This is a genomic window from Vibrio sp. A37 (assembly GCF_059777565.1).
On sequence record NZ_JBLNLI010000004.1, the window covers coordinates 354,615 to 381,560 of the forward strand.

21 protein-coding genes and 1 pseudogene are annotated in these 26,946 nt (G+C 40.6%); 11 read left to right on the forward strand and 11 right to left on the reverse strand.

The genetic code is table 11. The features are described 5' to 3' along the window. Window positions 1-13: 13 nt before the first annotated feature. The 3 genes from ACM2FC_RS09850 (at window position 14) to ACM2FC_RS09860 (ending at window position 4,236) form a co-directional block, all read left to right on the forward strand. Window positions 14-2,449, forward strand: a complete 2,436-nt coding sequence (locus ACM2FC_RS09850; RefSeq protein WP_498480737.1) for a molybdopterin guanine dinucleotide-containing S/N-oxide reductase — start codon at window positions 14-16, stop codon at window positions 2,447-2,449. A 175-nt stretch (window positions 2,450-2,624) separates the two neighbouring features. Continuing rightward, window positions 2,625-3,464 (forward strand): isopenicillin N synthase family dioxygenase, encoded by an 840-nt coding sequence (locus ACM2FC_RS09855; RefSeq protein ID WP_498480738.1) that lies wholly within the window; start codon window positions 2,625-2,627, stop codon window positions 3,462-3,464. Window positions 3,465-3,618: 154 nt separating this feature from the next. Then, window positions 3,619-4,236, forward strand: coding sequence for a DNA-J related domain-containing protein (locus tag ACM2FC_RS09860; protein ID WP_498480739.1), 618 nt, complete (start codon window positions 3,619-3,621; stop codon window positions 4,234-4,236). Here ACM2FC_RS09860 and ACM2FC_RS09865 read toward each other — a convergent pair. The 3 genes from ACM2FC_RS09865 to tesA all read right to left on the reverse strand — a co-directional run bounded on the left by ACM2FC_RS09865 (window position 4,233) and on the right by tesA (window position 7,823). Then, window positions 4,233-5,885: a P-loop domain-containing protein gene (locus ACM2FC_RS09865; RefSeq protein ID WP_498480740.1), complete on the reverse strand. Its 1,653-nt coding sequence runs from the start codon at window positions 5,883-5,885 to the stop codon at window positions 4,233-4,235. The genes ACM2FC_RS09860 and ACM2FC_RS09865 overlap by 4 nt on opposite strands. A gap of 79 nt (window positions 5,886-5,964) precedes the next feature. Continuing rightward, window positions 5,965-7,146 (reverse strand): enoyl-ACP reductase FabV, encoded by a 1,182-nt coding sequence (fabV, locus tag ACM2FC_RS09870; RefSeq protein WP_498480741.1) that lies wholly within the window; start codon window positions 7,144-7,146, stop codon window positions 5,965-5,967. Window positions 7,147-7,223: 77 nt separating this feature from the next. Beyond that, the gene (gene tesA / locus ACM2FC_RS09875) at window positions 7,224-7,823 is read right to left on the reverse strand and encodes a multifunctional acyl-CoA thioesterase I/protease I/lysophospholipase L1 (protein ID WP_498480742.1); all 600 of its coding nucleotides are present in this window, start codon (window positions 7,821-7,823) and stop codon (window positions 7,224-7,226) included. Here tesA and ACM2FC_RS09880 point away from each other — a divergent pair. The 3 genes from ACM2FC_RS09880 (at window position 7,822) to ACM2FC_RS09890 (ending at window position 11,293) form a co-directional block, all read left to right on the forward strand. Further along, window positions 7,822-8,496: an ABC transporter ATP-binding protein gene (locus ACM2FC_RS09880; protein ID WP_498480743.1), complete on the forward strand. Its 675-nt coding sequence runs from the start codon at window positions 7,822-7,824 to the stop codon at window positions 8,494-8,496. The genes tesA and ACM2FC_RS09880 overlap by 2 nt on opposite strands. Beyond that, window positions 8,496-10,928: an ABC transporter permease gene (locus ACM2FC_RS09885; RefSeq protein WP_498480744.1), complete on the forward strand. Its 2,433-nt coding sequence runs from the start codon at window positions 8,496-8,498 to the stop codon at window positions 10,926-10,928. Before ACM2FC_RS09880 ends, ACM2FC_RS09885 begins: the two co-directional genes overlap by 1 nt. A 137-nt stretch (window positions 10,929-11,065) precedes the next feature. Beyond that, window positions 11,066-11,293 (forward strand): hypothetical protein, encoded by a 228-nt coding sequence (locus tag ACM2FC_RS09890; RefSeq protein WP_498480745.1) that lies wholly within the window; start codon window positions 11,066-11,068, stop codon window positions 11,291-11,293. Window positions 11,294-12,551: 1,258 nt separating this feature from the next. On the opposite strand, the gene ACM2FC_RS09895 is transcribed toward ACM2FC_RS09890, so the two are convergent. Next, the gene (locus ACM2FC_RS09895) at window positions 12,552-13,190 is read right to left on the reverse strand and encodes a recombinase family protein (protein ID WP_498480746.1); all 639 of its coding nucleotides are present in this window, start codon (window positions 13,188-13,190) and stop codon (window positions 12,552-12,554) included. A gap of 207 nt (window positions 13,191-13,397) precedes the next feature. Here ACM2FC_RS09895 and ACM2FC_RS09900 point away from each other — a divergent pair, with 207 nt between their 5' ends. Both ACM2FC_RS09900 and ACM2FC_RS09905 read left to right on the forward strand, forming a co-directional pair. After that, entirely contained in the window at window positions 13,398-13,757 is a 360-nt protein-coding gene (locus ACM2FC_RS09900) for a type II toxin-antitoxin system TacA family antitoxin (protein ID WP_498480747.1), read from the forward strand. Continuing rightward, window positions 13,733-14,290, forward strand: a complete 558-nt coding sequence (locus tag ACM2FC_RS09905; protein WP_498480748.1) for a GNAT family N-acetyltransferase — start codon at window positions 13,733-13,735, stop codon at window positions 14,288-14,290. The genes ACM2FC_RS09900 and ACM2FC_RS09905 overlap by 25 nt, the downstream gene beginning before the upstream one ends. Window positions 14,291-14,420: 130 nt before the next feature. Here ACM2FC_RS09905 and ACM2FC_RS09910 read toward each other — a convergent pair. Then, window positions 14,421-15,682, reverse strand: a pseudogene (locus ACM2FC_RS09910) (ISL3 family transposase). 432 nt (window positions 15,683-16,114) lie between these two features. On the opposite strand from ACM2FC_RS09910, the gene ACM2FC_RS09915 reads away from it, so the two are divergent. The 3 genes from ACM2FC_RS09915 (at window position 16,115) to ACM2FC_RS09925 (ending at window position 20,947) form a co-directional block, all read left to right on the forward strand. Beyond that, window positions 16,115-17,503, forward strand: coding sequence for a YopT-type cysteine protease domain-containing protein (locus ACM2FC_RS09915; RefSeq protein ID WP_498480749.1), 1,389 nt, complete (start codon window positions 16,115-16,117; stop codon window positions 17,501-17,503). Between the two features lie 556 nt (window positions 17,504-18,059). Next, window positions 18,060-18,896, forward strand: a complete 837-nt coding sequence (locus ACM2FC_RS09920) for a 5'-methylthioadenosine/adenosylhomocysteine nucleosidase (RefSeq protein ID WP_498480750.1) — start codon at window positions 18,060-18,062, stop codon at window positions 18,894-18,896. A gap of 698 nt (window positions 18,897-19,594) precedes the next feature. Continuing rightward, complete coding sequence (locus tag ACM2FC_RS09925; protein ID WP_498480792.1) at window positions 19,595-20,947, forward strand: FAD-dependent oxidoreductase; 1,353 nt, start codon at window positions 19,595-19,597, stop codon at window positions 20,945-20,947. 19 nt (window positions 20,948-20,966) lie between these two features. Here ACM2FC_RS09925 and arsB read toward each other — a convergent pair whose 3' ends face one another. From arsB to ACM2FC_RS09955, 6 genes are all read right to left on the reverse strand, one after another. Continuing rightward, window positions 20,967-22,022: an ACR3 family arsenite efflux transporter gene (gene arsB / locus ACM2FC_RS09930; protein WP_498480751.1), complete on the reverse strand. Its 1,056-nt coding sequence runs from the start codon at window positions 22,020-22,022 to the stop codon at window positions 20,967-20,969. Between the two features lie 69 nt (window positions 22,023-22,091). Then, window positions 22,092-22,433, reverse strand: coding sequence for an ArsR/SmtB family transcription factor (locus ACM2FC_RS09935; protein WP_498480793.1), 342 nt, complete (start codon window positions 22,431-22,433; stop codon window positions 22,092-22,094). A 168-nt stretch (window positions 22,434-22,601) separates the two neighbouring features. Then, the gene (locus ACM2FC_RS09940) at window positions 22,602-24,032 is read right to left on the reverse strand and encodes an ATP-binding protein (RefSeq protein WP_498480752.1); all 1,431 of its coding nucleotides are present in this window, start codon (window positions 24,030-24,032) and stop codon (window positions 22,602-22,604) included. Window positions 24,033-24,391: 359 nt separating this feature from the next. Further along, a complete protein-coding gene (locus tag ACM2FC_RS09945) occupies window positions 24,392-25,336 on the reverse strand; it encodes a 5-oxoprolinase subunit C family protein (protein ID WP_498480753.1) in 945 nt (314 codons plus the stop codon). Further along, entirely contained in the window at window positions 25,336-26,037 is a 702-nt protein-coding gene (locus tag ACM2FC_RS09950) for a 5-oxoprolinase subunit B family protein (protein ID WP_498480754.1), read from the reverse strand. The genes ACM2FC_RS09945 and ACM2FC_RS09950 overlap by 1 nt, the downstream gene beginning before the upstream one ends. Then, window positions 26,038-26,778, reverse strand: a complete 741-nt coding sequence (locus ACM2FC_RS09955) for a 5-oxoprolinase subunit PxpA (protein ID WP_498480755.1) — start codon at window positions 26,776-26,778, stop codon at window positions 26,038-26,040. Window positions 26,779-26,946 lie beyond the last annotated feature (168 nt).

The window sequence follows — 26,946 nt, forward strand, 5'->3', positions numbered from 1 at the left end:
GGAGAGCAGAGTCATGAAAGATATTTCTCGTCGCAGATTTCTTAAAGGAACGGGTCTAGCCGCTGGTGCGTTGGCGATTACTTCAGTTTCACCTACTTATGCTAATAGCTCTAAGTCAGGTCGAGGGTTTGGTGTGCTCACTGCAGGTCGTATGGGGCCATTACTATGTAAGGTTCAGGGTGGGAAGTTGATATCAAGTACTAACGCACTGGCTCAAACTGTGCCGAATACCTTACAAGTTACTGGACCAGACCAAGTTTATACGAAAGCAAGAGTAAAGTATCCATATGTGCGGAAAGGCTTCTTAGCCAACCCAAGCAAACCACAAGGTGTGCGTGGGAAAGATGAATATGTGCGTGTGTCATGGGAGAAAGCCTATCAGCTTATCCATGAGCAGCATATGAGGATACGAAAAGAAAATGAGCCATCTGCCGTATATGCGGGTTCTTATGGGTGGCGTTCGAGTGGAGTTTTGCACAAAGCTCAAACGCTATTACAGCGCTATATGAGTATGGCTGGTGGTTATACTGATCGAATGGGCGATTATTCGACGGGAGCGGCACAAATTATTATGCCTCATGTTGTCGGTTCAATTGAAGTCTACGAGCAGCAAACCACTTTCCCTATGGTGATGGAGCATAGTGACGTCGTTGTAATTTGGGGGCTAAACCCAATTAACACCCTTCGAATTGCTTGGAGTTCGACAGATTGCTCGGGGCTTGAGTTTTTTCATCAGCTAGAAAAGTCTGGAAAAACTATCATTGTCATTGATCCTATTAAGTCTGAAACGGCTGAATTTTTTGGTGATAAAGCGCAATGGATAGCGCCAAATCCGTTTACTGATGTTGCTATGATGATGGGTATTGCTCACTCACTGATTTCTAAGAAGCAGCATGACAAAGAGTTTTTAAAAAAATACACAGTTGGTTTCGATAAATTTGAAGCTTACTTATTGGGTAAAGAAGATGGTGTGGAAAAAACACCAGAATGGGCTTCTTCTGTTTGTGGTGTTCCAGCTAAGCAGCTTGAAATACTGGCGGATATTTTTAGTAAAAATCGAACCATGTTGATGGCAGGATGGGGTTTACAGCGTCAGCAATTTGGAGAACAGCGCCATTGGATGCTGGTGACCCTTGCTTCTATGCTAGGTCAAATCGGATTGCCCGGTGGCGGGTTTGGTTTCTCTTATCACTATTCTAATGGTGGTAATCCAGCCAGAACTGCTGGTGTATTACCGTCGATGACCGCTTCTATCAGCGACCCAGCTTGGCCATCAAAAGGCTCCGTGGCCGCGTTTCCTGTCGCACGGATTGTTGATGCGTTAGAAAACCCCGGTAAAACTATTTTCCACAACGGACATGAAATTACTTACCCAAATATCAAAATGATCTGGTGGGCGGGGGGAAGTAACTTCACCCATCATCAAGATACAAACAGACTCATTAAAGCTTGGCAGAAGCCGGAGCTAGTGGTTATTTCAGAAATTTATTGGACTGGCGCGGCCAAACACGCTGATATCGTTTTGCCCATTACGACCTCATTTGAGCGTAATGATTTAACGATGACAGGGGACTATTCCAATCAGCATTTAGTGCCAATGAAAAAAGTGGTGGAGCCTGAAGGTGAATCGCGAAGCGATTTCCAAGTATTTTCAGATATGGCTGAGCTATTAAAACCCGGTGGTCGAGGTGTATACACCGAAGGCAAAAATGAAATGGAATGGTTGTATCAGTTTTATACTGCCGCACAAAAGAGTGGCCGTAATTTGCGAGTTGCTATGCCTAACTTCTCTGAGTTTTGGCGCGAAAATCAATTGATTGAAATGAAGTACAACGACAAAGCCGCTAAATTTGTTCGTTATGATGAATTTAGAAAGGATCCCGTGTTAAATCCGTTAGGAACACCAAGCGGTAAAATAGAAATCTATTCAAAAACAATTGAAGGCTACAAACTTAAAGATTGCCCTCCACATCCGACATGGCTTGCGCCAGATGAATTCCTCGGGAATGCGAAAGACGATGAACTTCAGTTAATGACCTCGCATGCGGCTGATCGATTACATAGTCAATTTAACTACGCGAAGATCAGAGAAGATTATGCAATTGCTAACCGCGAACCTATTTGGATCAATATCGCTGACGCGAAGAAAAGGGGCATCAATCACGGCGATCTAGTGCGCGCGTATAATAAACGGGGCCAAGTACTTGTTGGGGCTTATGTTACTGACAGAATTAAGCAAGGTTCGGTTTGTATACACGAAGGAGCATGGCCTGATATGGATGATAAATCAGGTATTTGTAAAAATGGTGGAGCCAATGTGCTGACTTTGGATATCCCTACTTCAAGGTTATCTAACGGTTGCGCTGCCAATTCTTCACTCGTTCGAATTGAAAAATATACCGGGCCAGACCTCAAACTAACGGCGTTTGTTCCTCCGAAAATTGGTTAGTGGTGTTAACCAGCTACTCAGACGAAAGCCTGTTTTAGGCTTTCGTCAGGTCCTGAATATGTAGATGAGATCGCTATCCGAGTAATCAGTTTCACATTAATTTCATAATAGTTTGATTTAACCTTATGTGGCTTTTAGAATCAGCGCCAAACTATACATACAAGAAAGTAATGCTATGAAATTGGAAACTGTTGATTATCGCGCTCCCGATGCTGCTGAGCAATTTGTAAAATCCTTACGTGAAACTGGCTTTGGTGTTTTAAAAAATCACCCTATCTCGCAAGACCTAGTAGAATCTATCTATAAAAATTGGTACGAATTTTTTACTTCTGGTCCAAAGAACAACTACCACTACAATGTGGAAACTCAAGATGGATTCTTTCCAGCAGAAATTTCCGAGGTAGCGAAAGGGCACACGCATAAAGATATTAAAGAGTACTACCATGTTTATCCTTGGGGGCAAATTCCACCTGAGCTAAAAGATCAGATTTTGGATTACTACCGTCAAGCCAACAATTTTGCTTCTGAGCTGTTAGGTTGGGTAGAGGAATACGCGCCAAAAGAAATTCAAGAGAAATTCTCTATTTCACTGTCTAAAATGATTGAAGAAAGCGAAATGACCTTGTTACGTGTATTGCACTATCCACCTATGACCGGTGATGAAGAGCCAGGAGCGATCCGAGCTGCAGCTCATGAAGACATCAACTTACTGACAGTACTTCCAGCGGCGAATGAGCCTGGCCTGCAAGTTAAAACTCAAGAGGGTGATTGGTTAGACGTCCCATGTGACTTTGGCAACCTAATCATCAATATCGGTGATATGCTGCAAGAAGCTTCTGACGGTTATTTCCCGAGTACGACTCACCGTGTTATTAACCCAACAGGTAAGAGACAAGAGAATTCAAGAATCTCGTTACCACTGTTCTTGCATCCAAAACCTGAAGTGGTACTGTCAGAAAAATACACGGCTGATAGCTATTTGAAAGAGCGCTTGAGAGAGCTTGGCGTGTTGTGATCTAAAATGATCCACGAAAGATCTAGCCGATGTGTAGAACATCGGCTTTTTTGTAGACGAGATCATGAACTAGTGAAGATAATTAAGCAACTTCTCGACAAATCAGACTTGTTCTATTTGAATGATTAATTATCCACTACTGAAAAGTAATACAATGTCAGAGCAACAAGAACTCACTGCAACATTTCAGAGTTATATGGAAAATCCACTTGTTTGGCCAATATTGGAAGTATTGCGACAGAGGCCCTCAGGGTGGAAAGTTCACACACTCGCTTCTCATCTCAGCTCCTTAGGTTACATCCCCATCCTTGATTCCTCTCCGCAAAAAGACCTCTTCAAACGTAACTTCCTCATAATGAATGCCTTGTACCAGCTTCAAGAAACTTTATATCCTGACAAATGGCTTCAAGTGCAAGCAATGGATATCGTGTTACTGCCGATGACCTCTCTTCAAGGCTGCGAGATCGATGTCGATGATCCATTACGCGATTACTACATTCATTGGCACAACTATGAAGCAGAGGAAGGAGAGGTGAAGCGGTTACTTAATGAGTTTTGGACTAAGTATCGCAAACATGTTGGCGGTAGCAACGGCGCAGACATGGACAGAACAAAAGCGTTACGCCTCTTTAAGCTGCCACATGATGCGACATCGTCTCAAATTCGAAAAACATGGCGTAAGTTAGCGCTTAAATGGCATCCAGACAGAGAAAACGGAAACAGCGAAAAGTTCCGTGTTCTCTGTGAAGCATGGCATGTGCTTAGGCACTAGCTCCTCTTAAATCGAGCTTTGCGCATTCGGTTTAACACTGCCATGACGTCAAGTACTCTTGGTTTGCTGGCGTCCACGTGGTTAGGAATATGGGCGCTCCAATTTTTATTGATTGAAGAATGAAACTCTTCTGCAGAATTGCTTGCCCATCCGTTTAATTGGGCAAATTGAAACCAGAGCCATCCAATTGCGGCTAGCTCGGTACTGGATTCGAGTTGTTCAAGTGCGGAGGTATCAATGGATTCTTTGCCAAAACGAAGTGAGTTTTTATCTTTGGCTGTAATGCGAAATTTACCTTCAGAAAGTATTTTTTGTAGGCAAGTTCGGTCAAATGAACGAGGCTCGATAGATTGAAGGGTTGTTTCGCCCTCAAAATTACGCTGGTTTGGATGGGTTGCGACAACTTGTTTGGCTTTATCTGTAACGTCTAACGCTTGATAATCATGCATCTGTATCACGGTATCTGCAACGTCCAAATAATCGCCAGAACCACCCATTACGAGAAGCGTTGAAATGTTTAACGTATCACTAAGCTGTTTAACTCGGTCAACTAGTGGCGTGATTGGCTCAGCAGTTTTATCTACCAGTAGCTGCATTCTTTCGTCTCGAATCATGAAGTTAGTAGCAGAGGTGTCTTCATCAATGAGAAGGCTTGAAGCGTTTGACTCGATAGATTCTTGCAACCAAGCGGCTTGAGAAGTGGAGCCAGAAGCATCTTGTGTAGAGAAGTCTTCAGTACTCATTCTATTTGGTAAATGATTGATGTAGTTCGACAGGTTTAAATTGTGAACGCACCTTCCATCTTCGGCTCTAATTTTCATCGCACTCTGATCGCAGACGACTTTTTCTCTGCCATCGCCGGGTACGTGGTTGTAAATCGACTTTTCTATAGCATGCAGCAATGTTGATTTGCCATGAAAACCACCACCGACAATGAGCGTAACACCTTTCTTGATCCCTAAACCTTGAATTTTACCCTGATTTGGCGCGGTAAGTTCTACTTGCAAAGATGCTGGTGCTTCAAATGGAATTGCGTTTACCATTGGTTTGTCAGATGCGCCAGAGGCTCGTGGCAAAATACTACCATTGGCAACAAAAGCAACAAGATTTTGTTCTGCTAGTTGATTGCGTAAACTTTGTTGGTCTTCATAGATTTCACAGTGGTGTTTGAGTTCTTCTATATCTAGCTCACGTGCAATGGTGGCGCGGCGAATGAATTTAGGCAGATGGAAGGTGATGAGGTTAATTGCTTTCTTCGCCAGTATACTGCGGCCATCTGCGGGGAGGTCAACTTTGAAACGTAGCTCTATGCCTTGCTCAGTAAACTGAACTGAAGTCGTATCCAACACCGTTTGTTCACCAACAAAGATATTGATGGCGTTTTCGTTAGATGTTAACTGATGAAATTCGCGAGCGATATAGTCTCTAGCGGCAACTTGATAATCAGATGACGCTTCTTTTAGCCATTGCAACTCGGTGAGGGACCAGTTTCTAATGGCTCTAAACCTAGATGCGGGTGAGTATGGATCAGCCTGGACCTGGTCAATAAACAAAGTGAAATCTTTGAAATCATATTGTCCTTTGACTTTTTGGTAAGAGCGATAATTTTGTTTTTCAAGCTTTTTTAGCTTAGCAATCAACTGATCCATGGCTAGCATCACGTGTATATAAATAGGGCAGCGATTATAAAAATCAGCTGCCCCAGAGTAAAGGAAATTCCTGACTTTCTTATACGTTTATGTCAACGTCTTTAGTGTAGTCGATTCCTTCATGACCAAAGCCATTTAGTTGCATAAAATCACTTTTCACTCCGACGTAATCCGCGATCTCGGTGAAGTTATGTTGGTTTATTTTGGCTAACAAGTTGTCAACTTTTGCTTGAATGCTTGGCAGCATTTCCCAATCATCAATTCTTATTAACCTTTCTGCATCAACGGGAACTTTCTGGCTTCCCGAATAGAGTTTCGTAGCAAACAAGCGATACATTTGTTGTATACAACCTTCGTGGTTTCCCTCTTCCTTCATGACTCTGTACAGAGCTGCTAAGTATGGTGTTAATCCAGGGATAAACACACTTGCTTTGGTCACAAGTGCTTTACAAACAGTGGTGTAGGCGTGACCAGAAAAGTTAGCGAGTTTGAGGTTGAGAGCGTGGCTAGTCTGCTGGAGGTCGATTTTCGCTCTACCTAAAGTACCATCTAGATAAATTGGGTGTGTCGATTTAGGGCCAATATAAGAGAACGCGACAGTTTGAAAGCCTTCTGCAATAGATTCGGAATTAATGAGAGTATCAATCCAGCTTTCCCAATCTTCACCACCCATGATCTTGATAGTATCTTCAATTTCATTGCTGGAGGCGGGCTGCAGAGTTTCTGAATGCCAATCGTTATTTTCAAACGATATTGAGTTCGCGCGGTAAGGGCCGTTAATTGGTTTAATTGCTGATCGCCACATGCCCTCATCATTTGGTTTTGGACGAACACCACTCGCTAAGCTATAAATAACAAGATCGACTTCGCCTTCAAAATACGTTTCGATAGCTTCAACGACTTGCTCTCTTACTTCTTGAGAAAATGCATCACCTTGTATATTAATTGCGACTCTGCCATCTTGTTCTGCATATTTTTTAAAGGCAGCATTGTTGTACCATCCTGCAGAGCCAGTTTTCCCTTCAGATGGTCCTCTTTCGAACGAGACGCCAATAGTGTCTGCTTGGCCAGAGAAAGTGAGTGCTATGCGAGAGCTTAATCCAAATCCTGAGGACGAACCTAAAATGAGGACTCTTTTAGGGGCTCGAGGAATGATTGGTTGCGACTTTACAAATTGTATCTGATCCGCCAGGGACTTTTCACAGCCGATAGGATGCGCAGTTTTGGCGACGACACCATTAATCACTGGTTCAACGATCATATCTAGTACCTTTAGTTACCGTGATGTTACACAGTAGCGTATCAATAGGACTCATTTATTGAGCTACGGCATTAAAATTACAGATATCCGTTGATCTGTTCTGCAACAAAGTCAGCGATCCATGGCTGAGCTTGCGCAGTCGGGTGTAAGCCATCATTCATCATCCAGTCTGGTTTTGTTACAACTTGTTCCAAAAAAAATGGAATTAAAGGTACGTTTAAATCTTTCGCTACTTCTGGGTAAGTATTTGAAAATGTTTGCGTATATCGTTTTCCATAATTAGGAAGAATGCGAATCTGCATTAATATTGGTTTTGAACCTTCTTCTCGGATCTTCCGTATAATAGTTGTTAAATTAGATTGCAATACTTTGATGGGAAAGCCGCGCAAGCCATCGTTTGCTCCGAGTTCAATAAGGACCACGTCGGGTTTGTGTTCTTTCAACAAAGAAGGTAAGCGCATTAAGCCATTGCCGGATGTATCACCTGATATGCTGGCGTTAATAACCGTGATATTTTTTCCTTTTTCTTTTAAGGATTGACCTAAAAGACTAGGCCACGCTTTTTCTATCGGCATTTGGTAACCCGCGCTCAAGCTATCTCCTAATATAAGTAGTGTGGAGCTATTTGCGTAGCTTGAGAAGATGACAATTAGTACAAAGGAAAGTAGTCGAATCATGCAAACATCCATTATTCAGGCAAAATCACTGTCCAAAATAGTGTCTACCAGTCGAGAAGAATTAACAATCTTACAAGGTGTAAATTTAGAGATAGGTAAAGGTGAAAGCGTGGCCATCGTAGGTGCTTCTGGTGCAGGAAAGTCCACTTTGATGACTTTGTTAGCAGGCCTTGATACGCCGACTAGTGGAGAAGTCTTCTTGTTGGGTAAAAACCTATCGTTGCTTGACGAGGAGGCGAGAGCATATATACGCAGTCATTCAGTTGGTTTTGTATTTCAAAGCTTTATGTTGATTCCTAGCCTAACTGCTCTTGAAAACGTGACTTTACCTTGCTTACTAAAAGGAGAGAAAGAAAACGTAACACGAGCAAAGGAGTTATTGTCATCCGTCGGTTTGTCACATCGGCTAGAGCACTTGCCGTCTCAGCTATCAGGAGGAGAGCAGCAACGGGTAGCCTTGGCTAGAGCCTTTATGATTGAACCCAAAGTATTATTTGCCGATGAGCCTACAGGTAATTTGGATCAGCAAACTGCTCAAAAAGTTATCGATCAGTTTTTTGACTTAAACAAACAACACGATACTACTTTGGTGATGGTAACTCATGACTTAGAGCTAGCTAACCGATGTGATCGAGTCTTTCACATGAGTGCTGGCCAGTTGGAGACACGCTGATGGAGAGTGCTAAACGTCAAAGTAGTATGAACCGGATGATTGCTTGGAGTTGGAAGGAGATTATACATGGCCAACTTTGGCCAATATCCGTATCACTTATCTTAATTATTGCGTCCATTTTTGCGTTGACGGCTTTGGCAGAAAGACTAGAGCAGGTAGTCGTTAAAAAAGGAAAAGAGGCACTCTCTGCAGATAGCATATTTCTTTCGGCAAATCCGTTAACTGATCAGTTACTGAACTCTGTATCCACCAATGGTTTATCAAGTTCAAAAATGACTCGGTTTAATACGATGGCGTTTAGCGATGAGCAAATGCAGTTAGTGACTGTTAAAGCTGTCGACTCTAAATACCCATTAATGGGAAAGCTATTGTTAACGGATGGGAAGAATCAGCAAGTCCATGTGAATCAAAATCAATTATGGATGGAAGAGAGGTTAATAGAACAATTAAAGGTGAAACCCGGTGATACTATCTCAATCGGTGATGCCGATTTTATATTATCGGGGAAGATTGTTGATGAACCAGGATTAAGCTTTAATCCTTTTCAGCAAATGCCTACTGTACTCATCCATCTTAGTGATGTCGACTCAACGGGAGCGATACAAACAGGAAGTAGGGTAAGATATAGCCTGTTTTTAACGGGTAGCGATTCGCAATTAGAAAGCTTACGCCAATCTGTGCAATTGGGGCCAAGTGATCGCTGGCGAGACACAAGTAGTCGTAGCCGGACCAATGAAATCTTTCAACGAACAGAACAATACCTTTCTTTGACTGTTGCCATTGTTGTTATTATGGCTGCAACGACCTTAGTCCTAACCTGCCAACACTACGTTGCATCTAGGCTTAAAACTATAGCGATGTTAAAGAGCCTCGGAGCGAGCAAAAAATGGGTGGCGATGTGGCTTTCGACTCAAGTCTTCATTTTACTGGTTGTGGCGATCGTACTCGGGGTTTCTTTTGGGATTCTTATCGAGTATTTACTGCGTATACCGATATCAGATATGTTGCCTAAGCCATTACCAGGCTATGGTATTAAACCAGCGTTAGTCGCTATCTCCACGAGCGTACTTATAGCGGTTCCCGCACTAGGTATTCCTCTAAATCGGTTACTCAACGTGAGTGCACTTGAAGTTATTCAACCGCAGCACAAAACCAATTATAAGTTACTAAATGTCGTTCTTATAGCGGTACCTGTGGTGCCTATGCTTATTGCTTACCACAGCAATATATTGGTTTGGTTAGTGTTTGGTGGGATTGTTGCGCTATTCGCTATTTTAGCCGTACTGAGTTTGCTGCTAACTAAAGCCATCACAAAGTTACCGTTATCCATAGCATTCAAGTTAGCAGTCAGTCGTATTAATCGCTCAAAGTTAACGAGTGGAATACAATTCGGCGCTTTAGCTGTCTCGCTGATGATGCTAGGAATTATATGGTTAGTTCGTACTGATTTACTTTCAGATTGGAACCGAGTGCTTCCAGAAAATGCACCGAACGCTTTCGCCTTTAACATCGCACCTTACGAGAAAGATGCATATCTTGGCGTTTTGGATACTGAAAACGTCGAGCGTTCTGAAGCATTTCCTATTATACGTGGAAGATTAACCCAAATTAATGGGGTGGATGCCAAAGAGATCACTCACGGCAAAGAAGATACGGATGCGTTACGTCGCGAGTTGAACTTTACTTGGGCGAAGCAATTACCGTCTTATAATAAGCTGCTAGCTGGGAGTTGGACTAAAGATAATGGTGTATCGGTTGAATCAGAAGTGGCCGAAGCACTAGGACTAAAAATAGGCGATACGTTAACCTTTTCGATTAGCGGGCAGAACTTTAATGCCAAGATAAACAGCATTCGAGAAGTTGAATGGAGAGATATGAAGCCAAACTTTTATTTTATATTTACTCCAGATGTACTTAAAGATATTCCAATGTCTTGGCTGGTGAGCTTTAGGCTTGATGATTCTCATAATCCACTAATTCGGGATTTGTCCCGCGATTATCCAACCGTTAGCTTAATGGATATCAGATTAATGGGGGAAAAAATTCGCGACTTGCTGACACAAATCATTTTGGCGATTTCTGGTTTGGCAGCGCTTGGTGTTATCGCTGGGCTTCTACTCATTTTCACCTTATTAAAACTTAGCGTGGAAATGCGTCAACAAGAGATCCAACTTTATCGTACACTTGGCGCGAGCAAGAATAGAGTAGTGAGAACGCTCTGGGCAGAATTTGGCTTAATGGCACTTGTTTCTGGTTTTATTGCAACGCTAGCTGCAGAGCTCGTGGTAAAAGGAATCATGAAATTCGGCTTTGAGGTGACAACGTCACTGCATTATAAGCTATGGCTGGTGTTACCGATTTTAACTTTATTCACTTTGATGCTAGTGGTTAATGGTCTCATCAAGCGGATGTTGAAGCCCATTCGTAAGTAAGGTTTGCTCATCAAGCGGAGAATGTAATATTTCTTACAATTTATACAGTATTCGATCTCAAATAAGCTTGCAGTCGGATTGCGTCTTAGTATAGTGGTTTCATAACTACTATATGTATATCAACACAAGGATCTGTGATGAACTTTCGACTCAATTTGGTTAGCGGCTACACTTTGCAACTTGATCTAACAGCAAGACAATATACTGTGTCCGGAGAAGAATATTTCGTATCTGGAAAGTATGCGGATAGTGAATCATTCGAATTCAGCAAGGATAAACTTTCCATCAACGGTGACGCTACGCTTACAACCATTGATGTTAACCCTCAAGAAGAAGCATTGATTCTTGGGGTTATTCAAAAATAACGCACAGCAATACCGTAATTAAAAAGAGGCCCGCTGTTTGTGGGCCTTATATGTATGAGCGCATTGGTATTTGTAGCGGTCCGCAAACAAAAGCATTTGGACCCGATTACATCCAAGTTTTGGGCCGACAATAAATAAGAATTAATCTAAGGTTCGACCCACGAACAGTGCATTTGGCCCCACGCTTTGTAAGAATGGGCTCAAGAACAAGAAGCTTGGGCCCATTTTATTTAAGAATTACATTGAAGCTTTTTATCATCGTGAAGTGCGACAGAATCGCTCGGTGATCACACACGAGAAATTGCCATTGTCATTACCGTGTTTTCTAAGAAGGTTATGGACAAAAGCTTCTCAGGAATTACAATTATTTCCTAAATAGTCGAATTATTATTTCTAGGGCAAACTGTTTGATAGGAAGCCACTGAAATACTACAAAGTTGATTCAGTGGCCAATATCCCTAAGTTAGGTGGGGTGTAACAATCAATAGCTCACTATTCGAATGAATTGTCTCTGCAAAGTATCGGGCACTAGCCTACACTATTGCCGTAATGCAGAAAAACACTGCTTGCTCTTTTTCATAATCGTCTCGGCTTGATTTTATCCGTGAAGGTTGGCTCACATTAGTTCGGAATATAAATTTAGCTTGGCTCACTCTGGTTAAGAACGAGCTTGATTTCATCCTGCTCGGCTCAAATTAGTTAAGACTGAAATTAGTCTAAAAAACTCATTGAAAAAGCGAACTCATTTTTTGAACCAGTTAATCAAACTCTTTGGTTACAGCATATCAATGGCTTGCAAAACAGCTTGAATAGTTCAGATAAACGTCCGTTTTTCTGAACTCTCAAAGAAAGTGTGACTTTCTTCTCCATAGGCCGAAAATGAGTTCAATTTTGTGGTTGATGAAATCAAAGTTCACATCAATACTTTGTTCATCAGTTTATTGAACTATTTGAGCTCGTATGTTGATCGGTTATGCCAGAATCAGTACACCAGACCAAAATTTCGACTTGCAAGAAGGTGTTCTGCACGGATGGTTACCACGCCTATGACGAACTTCCGTCGGAAAAACACCTTGTCAGTAAACGATATACTCAGCGTAGCGGGAAAACCTGAACTTTCGAACCCGTATTAAGCGATTAAATCGACTACTTCAAATCGGCTGAAATGCACGACAAGATGGGGTTTTGCGCCCATTTAGGGAAAAAGTTCCATAGAATTCTGTAATACGCTGTTATATAAGTATTATTTTGATATTTTTTAAAGCCTTCTATCCCTATCAGGATTAAAATTGTTGGCCACTCGAACAACAGTTCTTTTTGAGACATTGGTAAGCTTGGCTGTGTCTGCAATGCTCAACCCGTTTATTACTCTCAATTGGTAAATTTTTTCATGTAAATCAAGATCTGGCCTTCTCCCTTTATATTTACCTTCTTGTTTCGCTTTACTAATACCTTCATTTTGCCGGCGACGACGATCTTCATAGTCTTTCCGCGCTATTGCCGCAAGCATATCCATCATCATGCTGTTTACTGCTATGAGCATCGATCGTGTGAAGTCATCGGAAACATGGGGAGAAAGAGCTAAGTGACTAGTTGGAAGATCTAACGCGACAACTTTAAGATCCTTCTCGTGGAGCATAAACTTCAATTTTTGCCATCCAGCATCATCCAGACGAGAAAGTCGATCAATTTGCTCAACGATAATTGAATCGCCAGGAGCTGCTTCATCAAGTAATCGCATTAGTTCTGGCCTATGTAAAGATGCTCCCGATTCATTCTCATAATACCATCCAGCTATACGATGGCCTTTATCTTGAACAAATTTCAATAAAGTGGATTGTGCGCGCTTTGCATTTTGTTCAGTTGTTGAAGCTCTTAGATAACCGAATATGTACATTTCTCTACCTAGGTGACATTTAAGTTATGATCTAAGTGGGTGTGTCATTTAGGTTATGACATATGTATGTTTTTGTCCATTTTTTGGTTATGACATTAGAGTGTACCCTAATGTCATACTTGAAGTACGGAAAATTACCGTACCTTTATTGACGTGTATGCAATTTTAATTCAAAATAACTACGTACGGTTATTTACCGTACTTTTAATGAGACGCAAGTCAGTCTCTATTTATCGATATGGAGGTTCATACTGGAAACAGCATGAATGGTTAAATATGGTCGCACTAAAAAAAGAGCGAGTTGAGTTTCGGCTTTCTCCTACTGAAAAAGAGCTCTTGGAAGAAGCTGCGTTGCTATCGAATACCACGGTGAGCAAGTTTGTTTCTGAGTCTGCCACAGATAAGGCTCAGCAAATTATTGAGCAGCATAAAAGGCTTCAGATTGAATCCGATCAGTGGGAAGAAGTGATGGACGCGTTAGAGAATCCGCCTGAACCTACTGAGCTCATGCAAGAAATCATAGATATGTCGATGGAGGACACTTGGACGGTAAAAACCAACAAGTAAGTATTGAGCGCTTCGATCCTGCCAACGAATACGATGTCACTGAGTTTGATTTTGGCATGGATGAGTTCAATACTTTTCTCCACAAGAACATGCATAAAGAATTTGAACGTAGAGTATCCATACCCTACCTATGCCTACTCGATGCAGACGAGCCAAACTCTCCACCTAAAGTCGTCGGCTATTTTACTTTAGCCAGTAGCTCATTTGATAGAAAACACTTACCGAGCAGTGAACGACGTAAAGTGATCTATCGTTCAGTCTCTTGTATCTTACTGAGCAAGATTGCGGTGGATAAATCCATGAGTGGTCAAGGCTTAGGAAAGTGGCTACTCGGTAAAGCGATTAAGCAAGCATTTCTATCGTCTCGAGACGTAGGTGTATACGCTCTATTTCTTCAGTCTGTAGAGGGAAAAGAAGAGTTTTACATCAAAGCTGGACTAATTCGGTCAAAAGCAGACCCTAGCATGTTTATCTATCCACTAAAGCAGTACGAACAAGCATTTAAGAAAATTGTTTTGAGTAGAAAACGATAGTGAAAAATAGACGCTCAACATTCTTTTATTGAGCGTCTATAAAACGCTCTTGCCCCTTTTTAAGTTTCAAACCGTATCTCTAAAACTGAATCGAGTTGCGGTTTTCAATACAATATCGGTTCTTCTCCGGTTAAGTGAGCTTGATTTTTGGATAAAACAGTGAGTGCGTTTCTTTCACTGATATTTGCCGTATCTTTAACTTGAAGTATTCTGTGTCCCTGATGCCTCTTGCTCGCTTTCTTAACAAGCCAATGGACACATTACCTGCTTCGATTCGAGCACTGGTCAGCCCGTATTTCGCATAGTTACAGATGCCTTCTTTATGTGCTTGGAGCGAGTCAGCAAAGTCATGGAGTACAAAAAGCTTCGAACGCCTAGCGAGCTGACACCACGTGTCTAATCGGTCACTCATGTCTTGATAGGATGTCGCAGACCATAACGCTTGAAGCTGCTCTTTCATCATGTACATCGTGCATAAGTTTTTGTTTACTTCTAGTAAGTCATCAAGCTTATCGGATTGTTTTTCATCTAGTTTGTCTGCGTTCATCAGCAGCAAGAATAACGAGCCCTTAATCAATCCTTTCTCATGTCGAGTCTTGGCTTTTCGGAACTCGTGCATACGTTGGCGACGGAGGGCTTTGCTGAAGTTTTGCATGACATGAAAACGGTCGAATACGATATCAGCATTAGGCAAACAGGCCCTGATGGCTTTCTGGTAGGCTTTACCCATATCCATGGCGACCGCTTGAATCCCGAGTACGGTACGCTTAGATAAGCTTTCTAAAAAGGTCATCAGTACTTGTGTTGTCCTACCGTGCTCAACCCAAATCAGCTGACCCGACTCCATGTTATACACCACTGTCATGTAGTCATGCCCCTTTGCTCTCGCCACCTCGTCGACGCCAATGTATTTAAGGTGCGTGAGCGCAGATACATCCTGAGAAGGTAGCGACTGAGACAGCATGTGTTTGTCGATGTTCTTGACCGTTTCCCAACGAATACCAAGGTGTCGGGGGTGGTATGCCGACAGAGACCGCTAATCATCTGGCAGAATCGGTGAGTATATCGGCCACCTTTAGAGACAAAGTCGCAATGCTCTAGTCGACGAACCGAATCAGAAGTCCGGACTTGTGCTAATTCGATGTCGATGCAGCAAGGATAACCAGAGATAGGGAGATCTCGGATGCGTCTTTGTACATAGTGATCAACAGTGCACGCATTACCCGAGATTGGGTTCACGGTTTTATAGCGTCTATCACGGCGACACTTGATAACAACAGATTGTGTTTGCTCGTCTAGATTGATGGACTGGATTGACTGAGTGGGTAACTCAAAGAGCTGATTGGGTAAATTCAACAGAATGCCACGATACACGTTAGGGTAAAGTGGCATTATAAATCAGCTAGATAACCTGATAATCATGACTCATTTAGACTCAACAAAGCGGAGAAGTGCCACTTCATAATTTCATTCCAGTTATTCCTAAATAAATATTACTTATTCCCATATAGAGACTTTTACACAGATATAATATAAAAATATTATTAATTTAGACAGATATGTTTTAGGTGAAATATGTCTTTACTCACAACAAATAATAAACGAACTTTATATAAATACATAGAAGAATGTTTTCTAACTCAAATTGATCCAGCATAGCTATTCAATTAGTTGCTCATAAAAAATGTAGTGTAGGGATAAGGTGTTTCTATCTTATCAAGCCAAACCCAATATATATATTAGGTATAACGATCTTCAGCGTAAACTATCGTTTCAGTATTATATCGCTAACTTTCAATAAAAATTTTTGTAAAAGGTTTCTAGATGCCAAAAATATCTGATTTCAAGTATGTAGTAAAAAAAAAGTTTCATGGGAAAGCTCATGACTGGAGCCAAAATAAATTTCTAGCAAACCAATTCTTTGGTGTAGGTGGGGTATGTTTCGCTCTATCGGCTAAGTGGATCTCTCATCTTATATTGCAACCTAAATTGAGCTTAAATGACAGATTGAACTTTAAGCAGGAGATGAAAACTAAAGATGCCAGAGAAGAGGTAATACAGCTTAGGATTAATCAAAGCAAAGATCCAAAGTCTGCCCTGAAGGAATACTTTAAGTTCTTTGGTATCACATCATCCGAATTTAATGACCTAGAGAATTACAACTTTAGCGTGATAAAAAAACTACTATCTGAAAAAAACGGATTTTATATCCTTGGAATATTCAATCAAGGCCTAAATAACCAAGAGACAGGCAGTGGACATGCTATCGCTATCGATACCTATAGCAACAGATGTTTTGACCCAAACTTCGGTCAAGCTGATTTCAAAAATAGTGACAATTTGTACTCTTTTATAGACGCATTGATAGAGTGGCAATACTCTAGTTACACCGGAGGTGTTACTTTGGATGGTTTTTTTGCCAAAGATGAGAACATAGCACGTAGTAACTTTCGAGGACTTCCACCACCTAATATTGACGATGAAGAACCAGTTAATATGCCTGCCAAAGCCAATTTATCTTCTATCGATTATAATGGCTCTAAAAGTTCTCTTACAGGATTATCTGTAGGTCTTTCTCAACCAAACCTGAAATCGATCTATTCTAGCAAGTCGTCAATTTCTAACCGAACTATTCAAGTTTCTAAATACGAAGATAAGCGTTTGCTAGATCAGAAAATGAAGTATGTGGAAGATCTTATAAGGTTCTTAAAATTATTAAAAAACTGTTCAAGTGGTAACTATGCAATTTTCCACCGAAAGTCTGATTTCAAAAGAAATAAGATAACGTCAATAGTAGAGATTCTGGAAACGATTAGAAAACAACGTTATGACGTAGATACAAACCTATTGGCAACTATTCTAAATGACTCTTTAAATTTAGTCATTTTAATTAGAGACGGAAAGAAGCCACAAATACTAACCTCAAAAAATGTATATCTTTCGACTTCTCTAAAGGGGTTGAGTAAAATGAATGTAACTCCCACAAAGCAATATAGTTTTGAAAATATCCAAGGTATGTCGTTAGACTTTATTCGCAGTATTAGGAAAATTAGTACTTTTTCATCTAGAAAAAAAAATACAGAGATAATCAAGGAGATATTAGGAGGCGAATTTTACGATATTTTGTATGAAACCGACTATCAAAATGTAGTATGTCGGAGAGTAGATAGTACTGTGAGAACTATGAAGGATTGTATTGACAATCAGCGATAGAGACCATGAGACTGTTCGTAATTCTGTGTAGTTGTCTAGACGTAAGCCTTAAAGGGGCTCGAAGTCCAATGGAACGAAAACGTACGCTAAGGAAATTAGTTCCATTGGATCTCTTTAAATAACTTATTCTAGGCACTTCTCCGCTTTGTTGAGTCTAAATGAGTCATAACTATCAGGCTATCTAGCTGATTTATAATGCCACTTTACCCCAACGTGTATCGTGGCATTTTGTCATCAACTCTTGGAGCTCTCCAGTCACAGTAGTTTGGAGCAGTAAATAAACCCACTTTACCTTTACTACACATCCAATTCAGGGCACTTGTATAGTCTACGTGAATTAGGATTTTTAGGGCAAAAAGCGAACAGAGCTAACGCGTCGGTCGAATCTTCTGGCACGAAAAGGGGCAAATGTTATTTATTTTGAATGCATAAAGTGAGTAGTATTCTACTTGGATATATCTATGGCAAGTTATATCTCCGAGTGCAATTCTTTGTATAGGAAAGCTCTATTTATTGTACTAAGATGCGGTTTTAAACCAAGATTAAGTTCGCTCAAATGAAACAGAACATCATTCTTAGTACCGTTCTTCTACTGATTTCTACGTTCAGTCAAGCAGAAACAATAGGTATCATGTCGGCTCTTCCACAAGAGCAGTCTGCAATACTATCAAGCATTGTTGGCTATCATAAGGTTACTCCAACAGTAATACAGGGGAAAATTGGCCCAAACACTGTCTATGTTACTTTGTCAGGAATGGGCAAAGTTAACGCCGCAGCAACTGCGCAAATGCTTATTTCCAAATATCATGTACAAAAAATATTTTTTACAGGGGTCGCAGGTGGACTTAACCCTAAATATAAAATTGGTGATGTTGTTATCGTCTCTCGAGCATTTCAATACGACTACGGCTATTTAGGTAGTCAATTTAAATTACACGCTATTGGAAATCTTCCGGAAATTGGTATCGGTACTGAGAAGGCTAGTCCCTACTTTGACTTGTCTGAAAATTGGGACGCTCAGCAACTTAAAACTATTCAAAAGCAAGCTGTCTCTTACAGCCACTTATTTCAGAACATAAAAATGGGAAACAAGCTGTACCAACCGAAATTATATGAATCTGGCACTGAGGCAACAGGTGATCTGTTTGTCGCAAACGAGTCTAAGAAAAAAGAGCTTATTAAGCTAGGTGGAGATATTGTTGACATGGAAGGGGCTGCTGTTGCTCAGGTCAGTTATAAAAATAAAGTGCCATGCTTAATCATTCGATCCATATCTGATTCTGCAGAACAACACGCGCATATTAATTTCCAGAATTTTTTCAAGCTGGTCGCAAAAAATAACGCCGGACTCGTTATAAGTATCGTGAAAAACTTGGATTCTAACTCACGCTAAAAACTAGTATTCATTACAATTTCTATGTCTACTTCCTACTTCTAAGCGATAGGAGAAGTGGGAAGGTTAAATGAAAAAGGGGCATAAGCGTGTTAGTTTAATGTTCTAACACGCCTAAAAATGCACAAACTTTATTGTAACTGATCAATCTCTATTGTCCTCCGACAGCACTATTAATGCATGTGGGTTGTCTATACTTAAAACTTTAGTTAGTCACTTTGCAGGCGATCTCATTTAAACGTTTGCGTTATTTCACTATCAGTGTTCTTTGATAGTCTATATACCTAAGTTTACAGTAATCCCCATCTCACTGGCTTGCTTTGTAGTGATTATTGAATAGTTTATCCAGTTATCCACAAAAACAGTGGATAAAGTTTGGGATAACTTCCCCTGTAGATAACTATCGGTTGAAAGCTACCCCAGTTGTAACAAAGCTTTTGCTACAGTTGTTAATCACAACCTGTGTTTAACGCTACAGACTAGATAGCCAGTCAAGAAAAATATTTAATTTTTTCGAGTTGAATTTATATAAAAAACCGATTATATCCATATTAAAAATGAGATTTATTTCATTAATGGGTTTTAATACAATGTTCGCATTGTAACTGTGTGTAGTTGATAATTTGTCTAGTTGTTTTCAAACAAAAAAACCTACCTATGCCGTAATTGGTGGTGGGATAGCAGGATCTACAGCCGTGATGCATTTAGCTGGTCTAGGGGCTGATGTTGTACTACTTGAAAAAGGGCCAAGTTTGGTCGATGGTCCACCAATATGCCATTTGCATGCTGGTGGGAATCTCTATAGAGAAATCTCCATTGAGCAATGTATAGAATTGCTTAAGCAATCTATTGATACTGCTCGTTTGTTCCCATATACCTTAAATATCAGACCGACGCTCATCGCGGTGCCAAAGCAAGATACTGGTTCTGCACAATCTCTTGTTGAACGGTTAGATGTTGTTGCCCAGACTTATGAGCAGCTAGTGAAGCAAGACCCTAGAAACAAAGTATTGGGCGAACCTGAAGACTACTATCGCTTATATTCAAAAGCGGATTTGCAAAGGCTAGCGAATACTCAGCAACCAACAAAGCCAATGTGTACAGATGAATGGGTTATTCCTTTCGCTCAACATGCTGATTTGGATAACATAAAGTATCCCGTTATTGCTGTGCAAGAATATGGCTGGAGCTTATTTAGGGTCGCTGCAAGTGTATCGATAACATTAGAAAGTTATTCGAATTGCCGAGTTTATCTTGATAGTGAGCTTAAAAAGGTCACCAAGTGTAATGAAGGCTGGAAGCTAGAATATCGTAAGCTTTCTGGTCAAACTGTTGAGTTATACGCGGATTACCTTGTAAATGCGTGTGGATATCAAACTGGCATTGTGGACGATCTAGTTAACCACTCCAGCAATCGTTTAGTGGAGTTTAAAGCTGCATATGTTACGAAATGGCCTGATTGCCACCAAAAATGGCCTGAAGTTATTTTCCACGGTGTCCGCGGAACTAAAAATGGCATGGCTCAGCTGACTCCTTACCCTAATGGCGTTTTTCAAGTTCATGGCATGACTGAAGAAATTACCCTGTTTGAAGACGGTCTTGCAGCCTCGGATAGAGACTCTTCTCAGCCTGCCCTACCTATGCGCCTACAAGATAAAATTGAGTATGGGTGGTGTGATGACATCGTTGAAAAGCGCACTAACAAAGCGATTTCCCATTTGAGTAAATTTATCCCCAGCTATATTTCAGCAACGCGTTTGAGTAAACCATTATACGGAGCGCAACAAATTCCAGGTGACAATGTCACTTTAAGAGCCGCAGATGTTTCATTTGCTGGTAGAAATTATGCGCGTATAGAGGTGGTCAAAGGTTCATCTGCTGTAGAGGCGGCAAGGAAAATAATAGAGCAGTGGAATGTAATGGGAGCTTCAAACACCAAATCTCTCCAGTCGGTGACAATGTCACAAACTGAAGAGCAGATAGAGCGTTTAGCAATAGAATTAGCGAAGAAAAGAAACTATCCGGTTGAATTAGCTGAGGTATTCAGTTAAGCCACTAAGCTCTTAGTATTTAGGCTTGCGCTGGTTTATATTGCTTTTTTAATCTCGTACATACGTTCACAAGGGCAATTAATACTGGAACTTCAATTAGAGGACCTATAACGCCAGCAAAAGCTTGTCCGGAATTAATGCCAAACACTGCAATTGAAACCGCAATAGCTAGCTCAAAGTTATTGCCGGTTGCGGTGTATGCTATGGATGCGTTTTTGTCGAAAGGTATCGCTAGTTTTTTGCCTACTAAGAAACTTGCAAAGAACATAAGCACGAAGTAGATAGTTAGCGGGATAGCTATTCTCAGCACATCTACTGGTAGTTCAATGATCATTTCCCCTTTTAAGCTAAACATGATGACGATAGTTGCTAGCAAAGCAACGAGGGTGATAGGGGAGATCTTTGGTATAAATTGATTGTTGTACCAATGCTCACCTTTTATTTTTACTAATATCTCTCTACTTAAAAAGCCAGCCAAAAATGGTATGCCTAAGTAAATCAATACACTTTTGGCTACGTCTATAAAGGAAATATTAATATCTATTCCTTTTAAGCCAAAATACGGCGGTAAAACAGTGACAAATAGCCACGCCATAAAGCTGTAGGTGATAATCTGAAAGAGACTATTCAGGGCAACGAGCGCAGCGCCATATTCTTTGTTCCCACCTCCTATGTCGTTCCATACCAAAACCATAGCGATGCAGCGTGCTAAGCCAATCAGAATTATCCCAGTCATGTACTCAGGATGGTTGTGTAAAAATGTGATAGCCAAGATGAACATTAAAATCGGGCCAATCACCCAGTTCATAATAAGTGACAACGTGATGGCTTTTTTATCTCTAGCGACTTGGCCCATTAATCGATAGTTCACTTTGGCGAGTGGGGGGTACATCATCAAAATCAAGCCAATTGCTAAAGGGATGTTAGTTGTACCAACGGACATAGATTGGTTGATTTGATCGATATTAGGGAAAGCTACGCCAAGCAAAACGCCTATGGCCATAGCGATCAATATCCAAACGGTGAGGTACCGATCCAGAAAGCCAAGTTTAGGTATTTCAGTTTCGTTGTTCATTTTTCTTGTCCTATTCGTGTATCGTCGAAATACGATTTATGAGAGTAAAAAATTTAGTGTACTAAATGATTAAATAAAGATTTGATTAAACAAGATATTAAATAGGTTCAGAGTGTCTCGATTAATTCTGTAACACATTCTAGGTGGAATAGGCTCTGCTGATATTAAGTTAGCTTGCTTTAGAATCCTTAAATGTTCGGACACAGTGGACTGCGCAAGTCCAAGCTCGGACACTAAATCGCTATTTAGGCAGCCATTATTGTTATCTAAGGTGAGTAAAATTTTAAGGATGCGAATTCTAGCCGGGTGTGAAATGGCTTTTGCCATTGCTGCTAAGTCGTGTTCTAGCTCAAGCTCAGAGTTTGTCGCAGAAAAGCTTTGCTTGTTAGTAGGAATACATGAGTTATTCATAGCTGTATTTAATAGATAATCGTCGAATGACGATAATGTAAATCTGTTGTCATTTGATGTCAACAATTCTGCGCCTAGATTGGCATTATTAACGTGAAAATTCATTCGAAAAGTCAGGTAGGCTTAGCTCAGACTGAGTAGGAAGCACTATTCATAGTTTTTTGACACTTATTGATCCACCGGAAATTCAATTTGAATGCAAAGGCCGCCCAACTCGGAGCGTTTCGCATGTATTTCGCCTTGATGTGCATTCACAATGTTTTTGCAAATAGATAGCCCCAAACCACTTCCGCCGTAAAGTCGACTTCTTGATTGATCTACTCTGTACAAACGCTCAAATAATTTAGGGAGTGAAGCTTCTGGGACTGTGGGAGCTGTGTCTTCGACGACCAATATTATTTTCTCTGTATCTTTTGAAAGTGTTACACGCACTTTTCCATTTTCATCCGTATACCTCAAACTGTTTTCTAATAAATTAGTGATCAATTGACTTAAAGACTTACTGTCGGCAACTAGCGTAAACTCGACGTCTTTTGGCGATTCACAAGCTAACAGAATATTTTTTTCAGAAAATCTATCTTTGTGGCGAGGTAATATTTTTTCAACAATGCTATTAAGGTCAACGGGCTTTTTAGTGTGTTGGTATTTCTCTGTATCTGAAAGCGATAAAGAGTGCAGATCGGTCACTAGCTGGCCGAGCTCCAAGACTTGCTCATGCAGTGAGTCAAAAATAGCTTTCGTCGGTGTTCTAATTCCGTCCTTGACTGATTCTATTACTGCACGTAAAACAGTGACAGGTGTTCTTAACTCGTGTGAAATGTCAGCAACCCACTGTTCTCTCAATTCTTTCTGGTCATTCAGTTCACTGGCTAGCTGATTAAATCGTTTAGATAAATCTGTTAATTCATCATTTCCGCTTGGGGCGACTCTGTAACTGTAATCTCCATTCATCAATGCCTCAGTGCCTCTTTGCAACTCTTTTAAAGGTTTTAAAAATAGTCTTAACAGGAAGAATGAAACGCCGAACGAGAAGATTGCGGCAAAAAAGGTTATCCAATAAATGTTTTTTTCTTGCTGTAAGTAAAAGCTATTCGCTAGCCCATCACTGATAGTCATATATTGGCCTACAGATAGCCATCCCACAACTTGCCCATCATATAACACTTTGATACGAGTTATCTTTAAAGGTTTACTGGGCTTAACTAAGTTTAGCTGTGGCCCAATGATGAGATGTCCAGATTTGTCGAATAAACTCATTCGAAAACTAATTGGCTTGACTCGATGATCATTTTCGGGATTAAGCTTTTTAAATTCATGCATGACACTAAGTAGAGGTGGAGGGGCTTCACCCAGCTCTAAGAATAAAAGCCGCCATTGTTTTGTGTTCCCTTTTAGTTTGTTCCATCCGCTTTGTATCGAGTAGTAGTTTGAAAGGTTATTGGCAAATTGTTCGACTTTATTCAGCTCGCCTTGATTAATGTAATTTTGCAGGCCATGTTTGAAGCTGCTATTAACGAGATACATCATCGCAGTCAGTACAAGAGCACTTAGTAAAAGTAGAGAAAAAAAGAACTTTCTGAATAATGTCAATCTTATCATCTAAAACTCCTCATACAGAGAGGTATATCAAGTGTATCAAATGAAGTTTCAGTCATAACAACGTTGCTTTCTAACAAAGCAATGAACGCGGGTGGGTTAAAGCGTTAGGGCTTTTTCGTACACAAAGCGAAAATTTAAAAAACGTAGTTGCCTTCGCTAAACTGAAGCTGGACCTTGAACAAACTTCTCTGAATTATAGTCTTGCGCTGGTAATTATGCGTATGGGCTTAAAAGTGTCTTTAAAGGAGAAGAGTTTTTGTTTGATTAAATAACGATAAAACTTTATTCACGTAATACTTTGACGTAACACTAATTCAACTTGTTTGAGTCTTATATCAGATATCTTGTAAAGGGATGAATTAGTAACCAAAAAAATTGGCCCATTGGCACCATGTGCTTTGTAGCTTGCTTAAGTTACCTTTAATAAACCGAACGGTTTGTCCCGGTTTTGCTTGGGCAAGTCGAGGAAGATCCATACGCGCAACACAGCCTAACTTTGGATACCCTCCAATGGTTTGTCGGTCGTTTAGTAGTACTATAGGCTCTCCATCAGGAGGAAGTTGTATTGCGCCTAGTGTTATTCCTTCGCTTAGTATTGCGTCGACGATAGGTGGTTTGGCAACGGTTGAAGATAGCCTGTAGCCCATCCTGTTGGAATTTTTGTTTACGGTAAACTGCGTTGCATAAAAACTTCGTAGATATTGTTTTGAGAACTGTTTGGCTTGATAGCTTTCAATTACTCTCAGGGTTAATGGTAAATTGTAGTCAGGCGTATAACGGAAGGTTAGTTGAACGGGTTTTTGCTCAGCTTGCTGATGTAAGTTAAATTTAAGCAAGTCATCTTGCTTAATGGGTTGGCCATTTGCCTGTACTCCGCCTAATTGATCTTTTGCTACGCATGCTGCACTGTTAAGTTGCAGAGGGAAATCAAATCCGCCTTTCACGGCAAGGTAAGCTCGTAAGCCATTCTTTGGTAATTTAAAACGTAAAACTTGCCCTTTGCGTGCGAAAACAGTACTCCAATTACGTAACGGTTGATTGTCTATCGTGGTGGCTAAGTCGGCGCCACAAATTGCAAGCATACAGTCTTGTAATATTTCAAATTCGGCTTGTCCTAATGTGATTTCTAAACAACTTGAATTTGGTAAGTTGCCAAGTAGGTGATTGGCCCAACTGAATGCATAGTCATCAATAGCTCCTCCTTGGGTGATGCCAATGTGACTAAAACCATAACGACCAATATCTTGAGCTAAGGTCAACGCACCCGGTTTTATTACTCGCAAACCAAACTTGTCACTTTGCATTAATTCCAATCCTTACTAATTTTGCCACCCAGTTGTAAAAACTCGTCCTTTCCGATTGAGTGGAATCTAACCTTTGTTCCAATAGAAAATGAAAGCATGGGTTGTTGAGTGGGGTTATAAAGGGAAACAGGACAGTTTCCAATGATATTCCATCCACCAGGCGAGTCACTTGGATAAACGCCAGTCTGATTTGCTGCAATAGCAACACTTCCTTTTGGTACCATTACTCTAGGCGTCTCTTTTCTCAACAGTTTGAGTTTGGATGGCAGGCCCGTTAAAAATGCGAATCCAGGGGCAAAACCGATGGCTGCCACTGAATATGTTTGGCTCGTATGCAAGGCTATTACCTCTTGTTGAGATATGCCCTTGTTTTGGTAGAGAGTTAAGTCTGGCCCAGTGCTTAAATCATAATAAACTGGCAGCTCAATCAGTTGCTCGATAATATTCGACGGTTGAGTGGTCTCCGGTAATATTTCATCGATAAGTTGAGATATTTTTTCAAATTGGATTCTGTGTGGAAAATACTCCACTAATATGGTGCAGAAAGACGGGGTAATACTCATCAAGTAAGGTTCTAAATGGATAAATAGTGACCGTGTCACCTCTCCTATGAACTGTGAAAGAGCTTCGTGAATACTTTCTTCAAACCGTATTATTAAAGCACACTCAGAGACGGCTTCAATGCCGTAGCTAAATTGCACTTATCTCTCCAGTATATGTTTGATTTTTTCGATCAGTAGAATTGAGTCTTCATTATCGCCATGCACGCAAATGGTGTCGGCTTCAATGGGTACAACAAATCCATCGATACTGGTTACTTTTCCATATTGGCTTATTTGCTGAACTTGGCCCAATATATCGTCTTCATATTTTAAAACCGCGCCTTCTTGATTTCGAGGAGCTAAAGAACCATTCCCCAAATATGCCCGATCTGCAAAGGCTTCAAACAATAGAGGTACTTCGTATTTGTCCGCAATGTCGAGAAATCTTTGGTTATCAATAGTCGCCATCATCATCAATGGAACCCCAAAACAGGATACAGCGTCAACGACTGCTTCAAACGTTTGGTGGTTTTTCATCATATCGTTATATAGTGCACCATGCGGTTTTACATAGCTAAGCGATGTGTTTTTGCTTTCACATAGTGCTTTCAATGCGCCAATCTGATAAATCAATATTTCAGAAAGCTCCATAGGATCGATGGACATAGAGCGTCGGCCAAATCCCTGTAGATCTGGGTAACTAGGGTGAGCACCAATTTTAACATTGTGTAATATAGCTAATTCAATGGTTTTGCTCATAATGTGTGGATCGGAAGCGTGAAACCCACAAGCAATGTTTGTCATGTCAATGTAGGGCATCACTTGTTCATCGTTACCCATTTTCCATTGGCCAAAGCTTTCACCCATGTCACAGTTCAGCGTAATTGAGCTTTTATTCATATTGATGGTCTCATTTCATTTGCGGTACTAGTTCAATATTCCAACGCGCAACCATTTCATAATAGCCTAACTTTATTGTTAAGTGTGTGTTTTTGTTGTTCTATATTTCAGTACTCATAAAATTAAGGCTCCTTAAAAGGAGCCTTAAAATAAATAGCATCTAGGGTA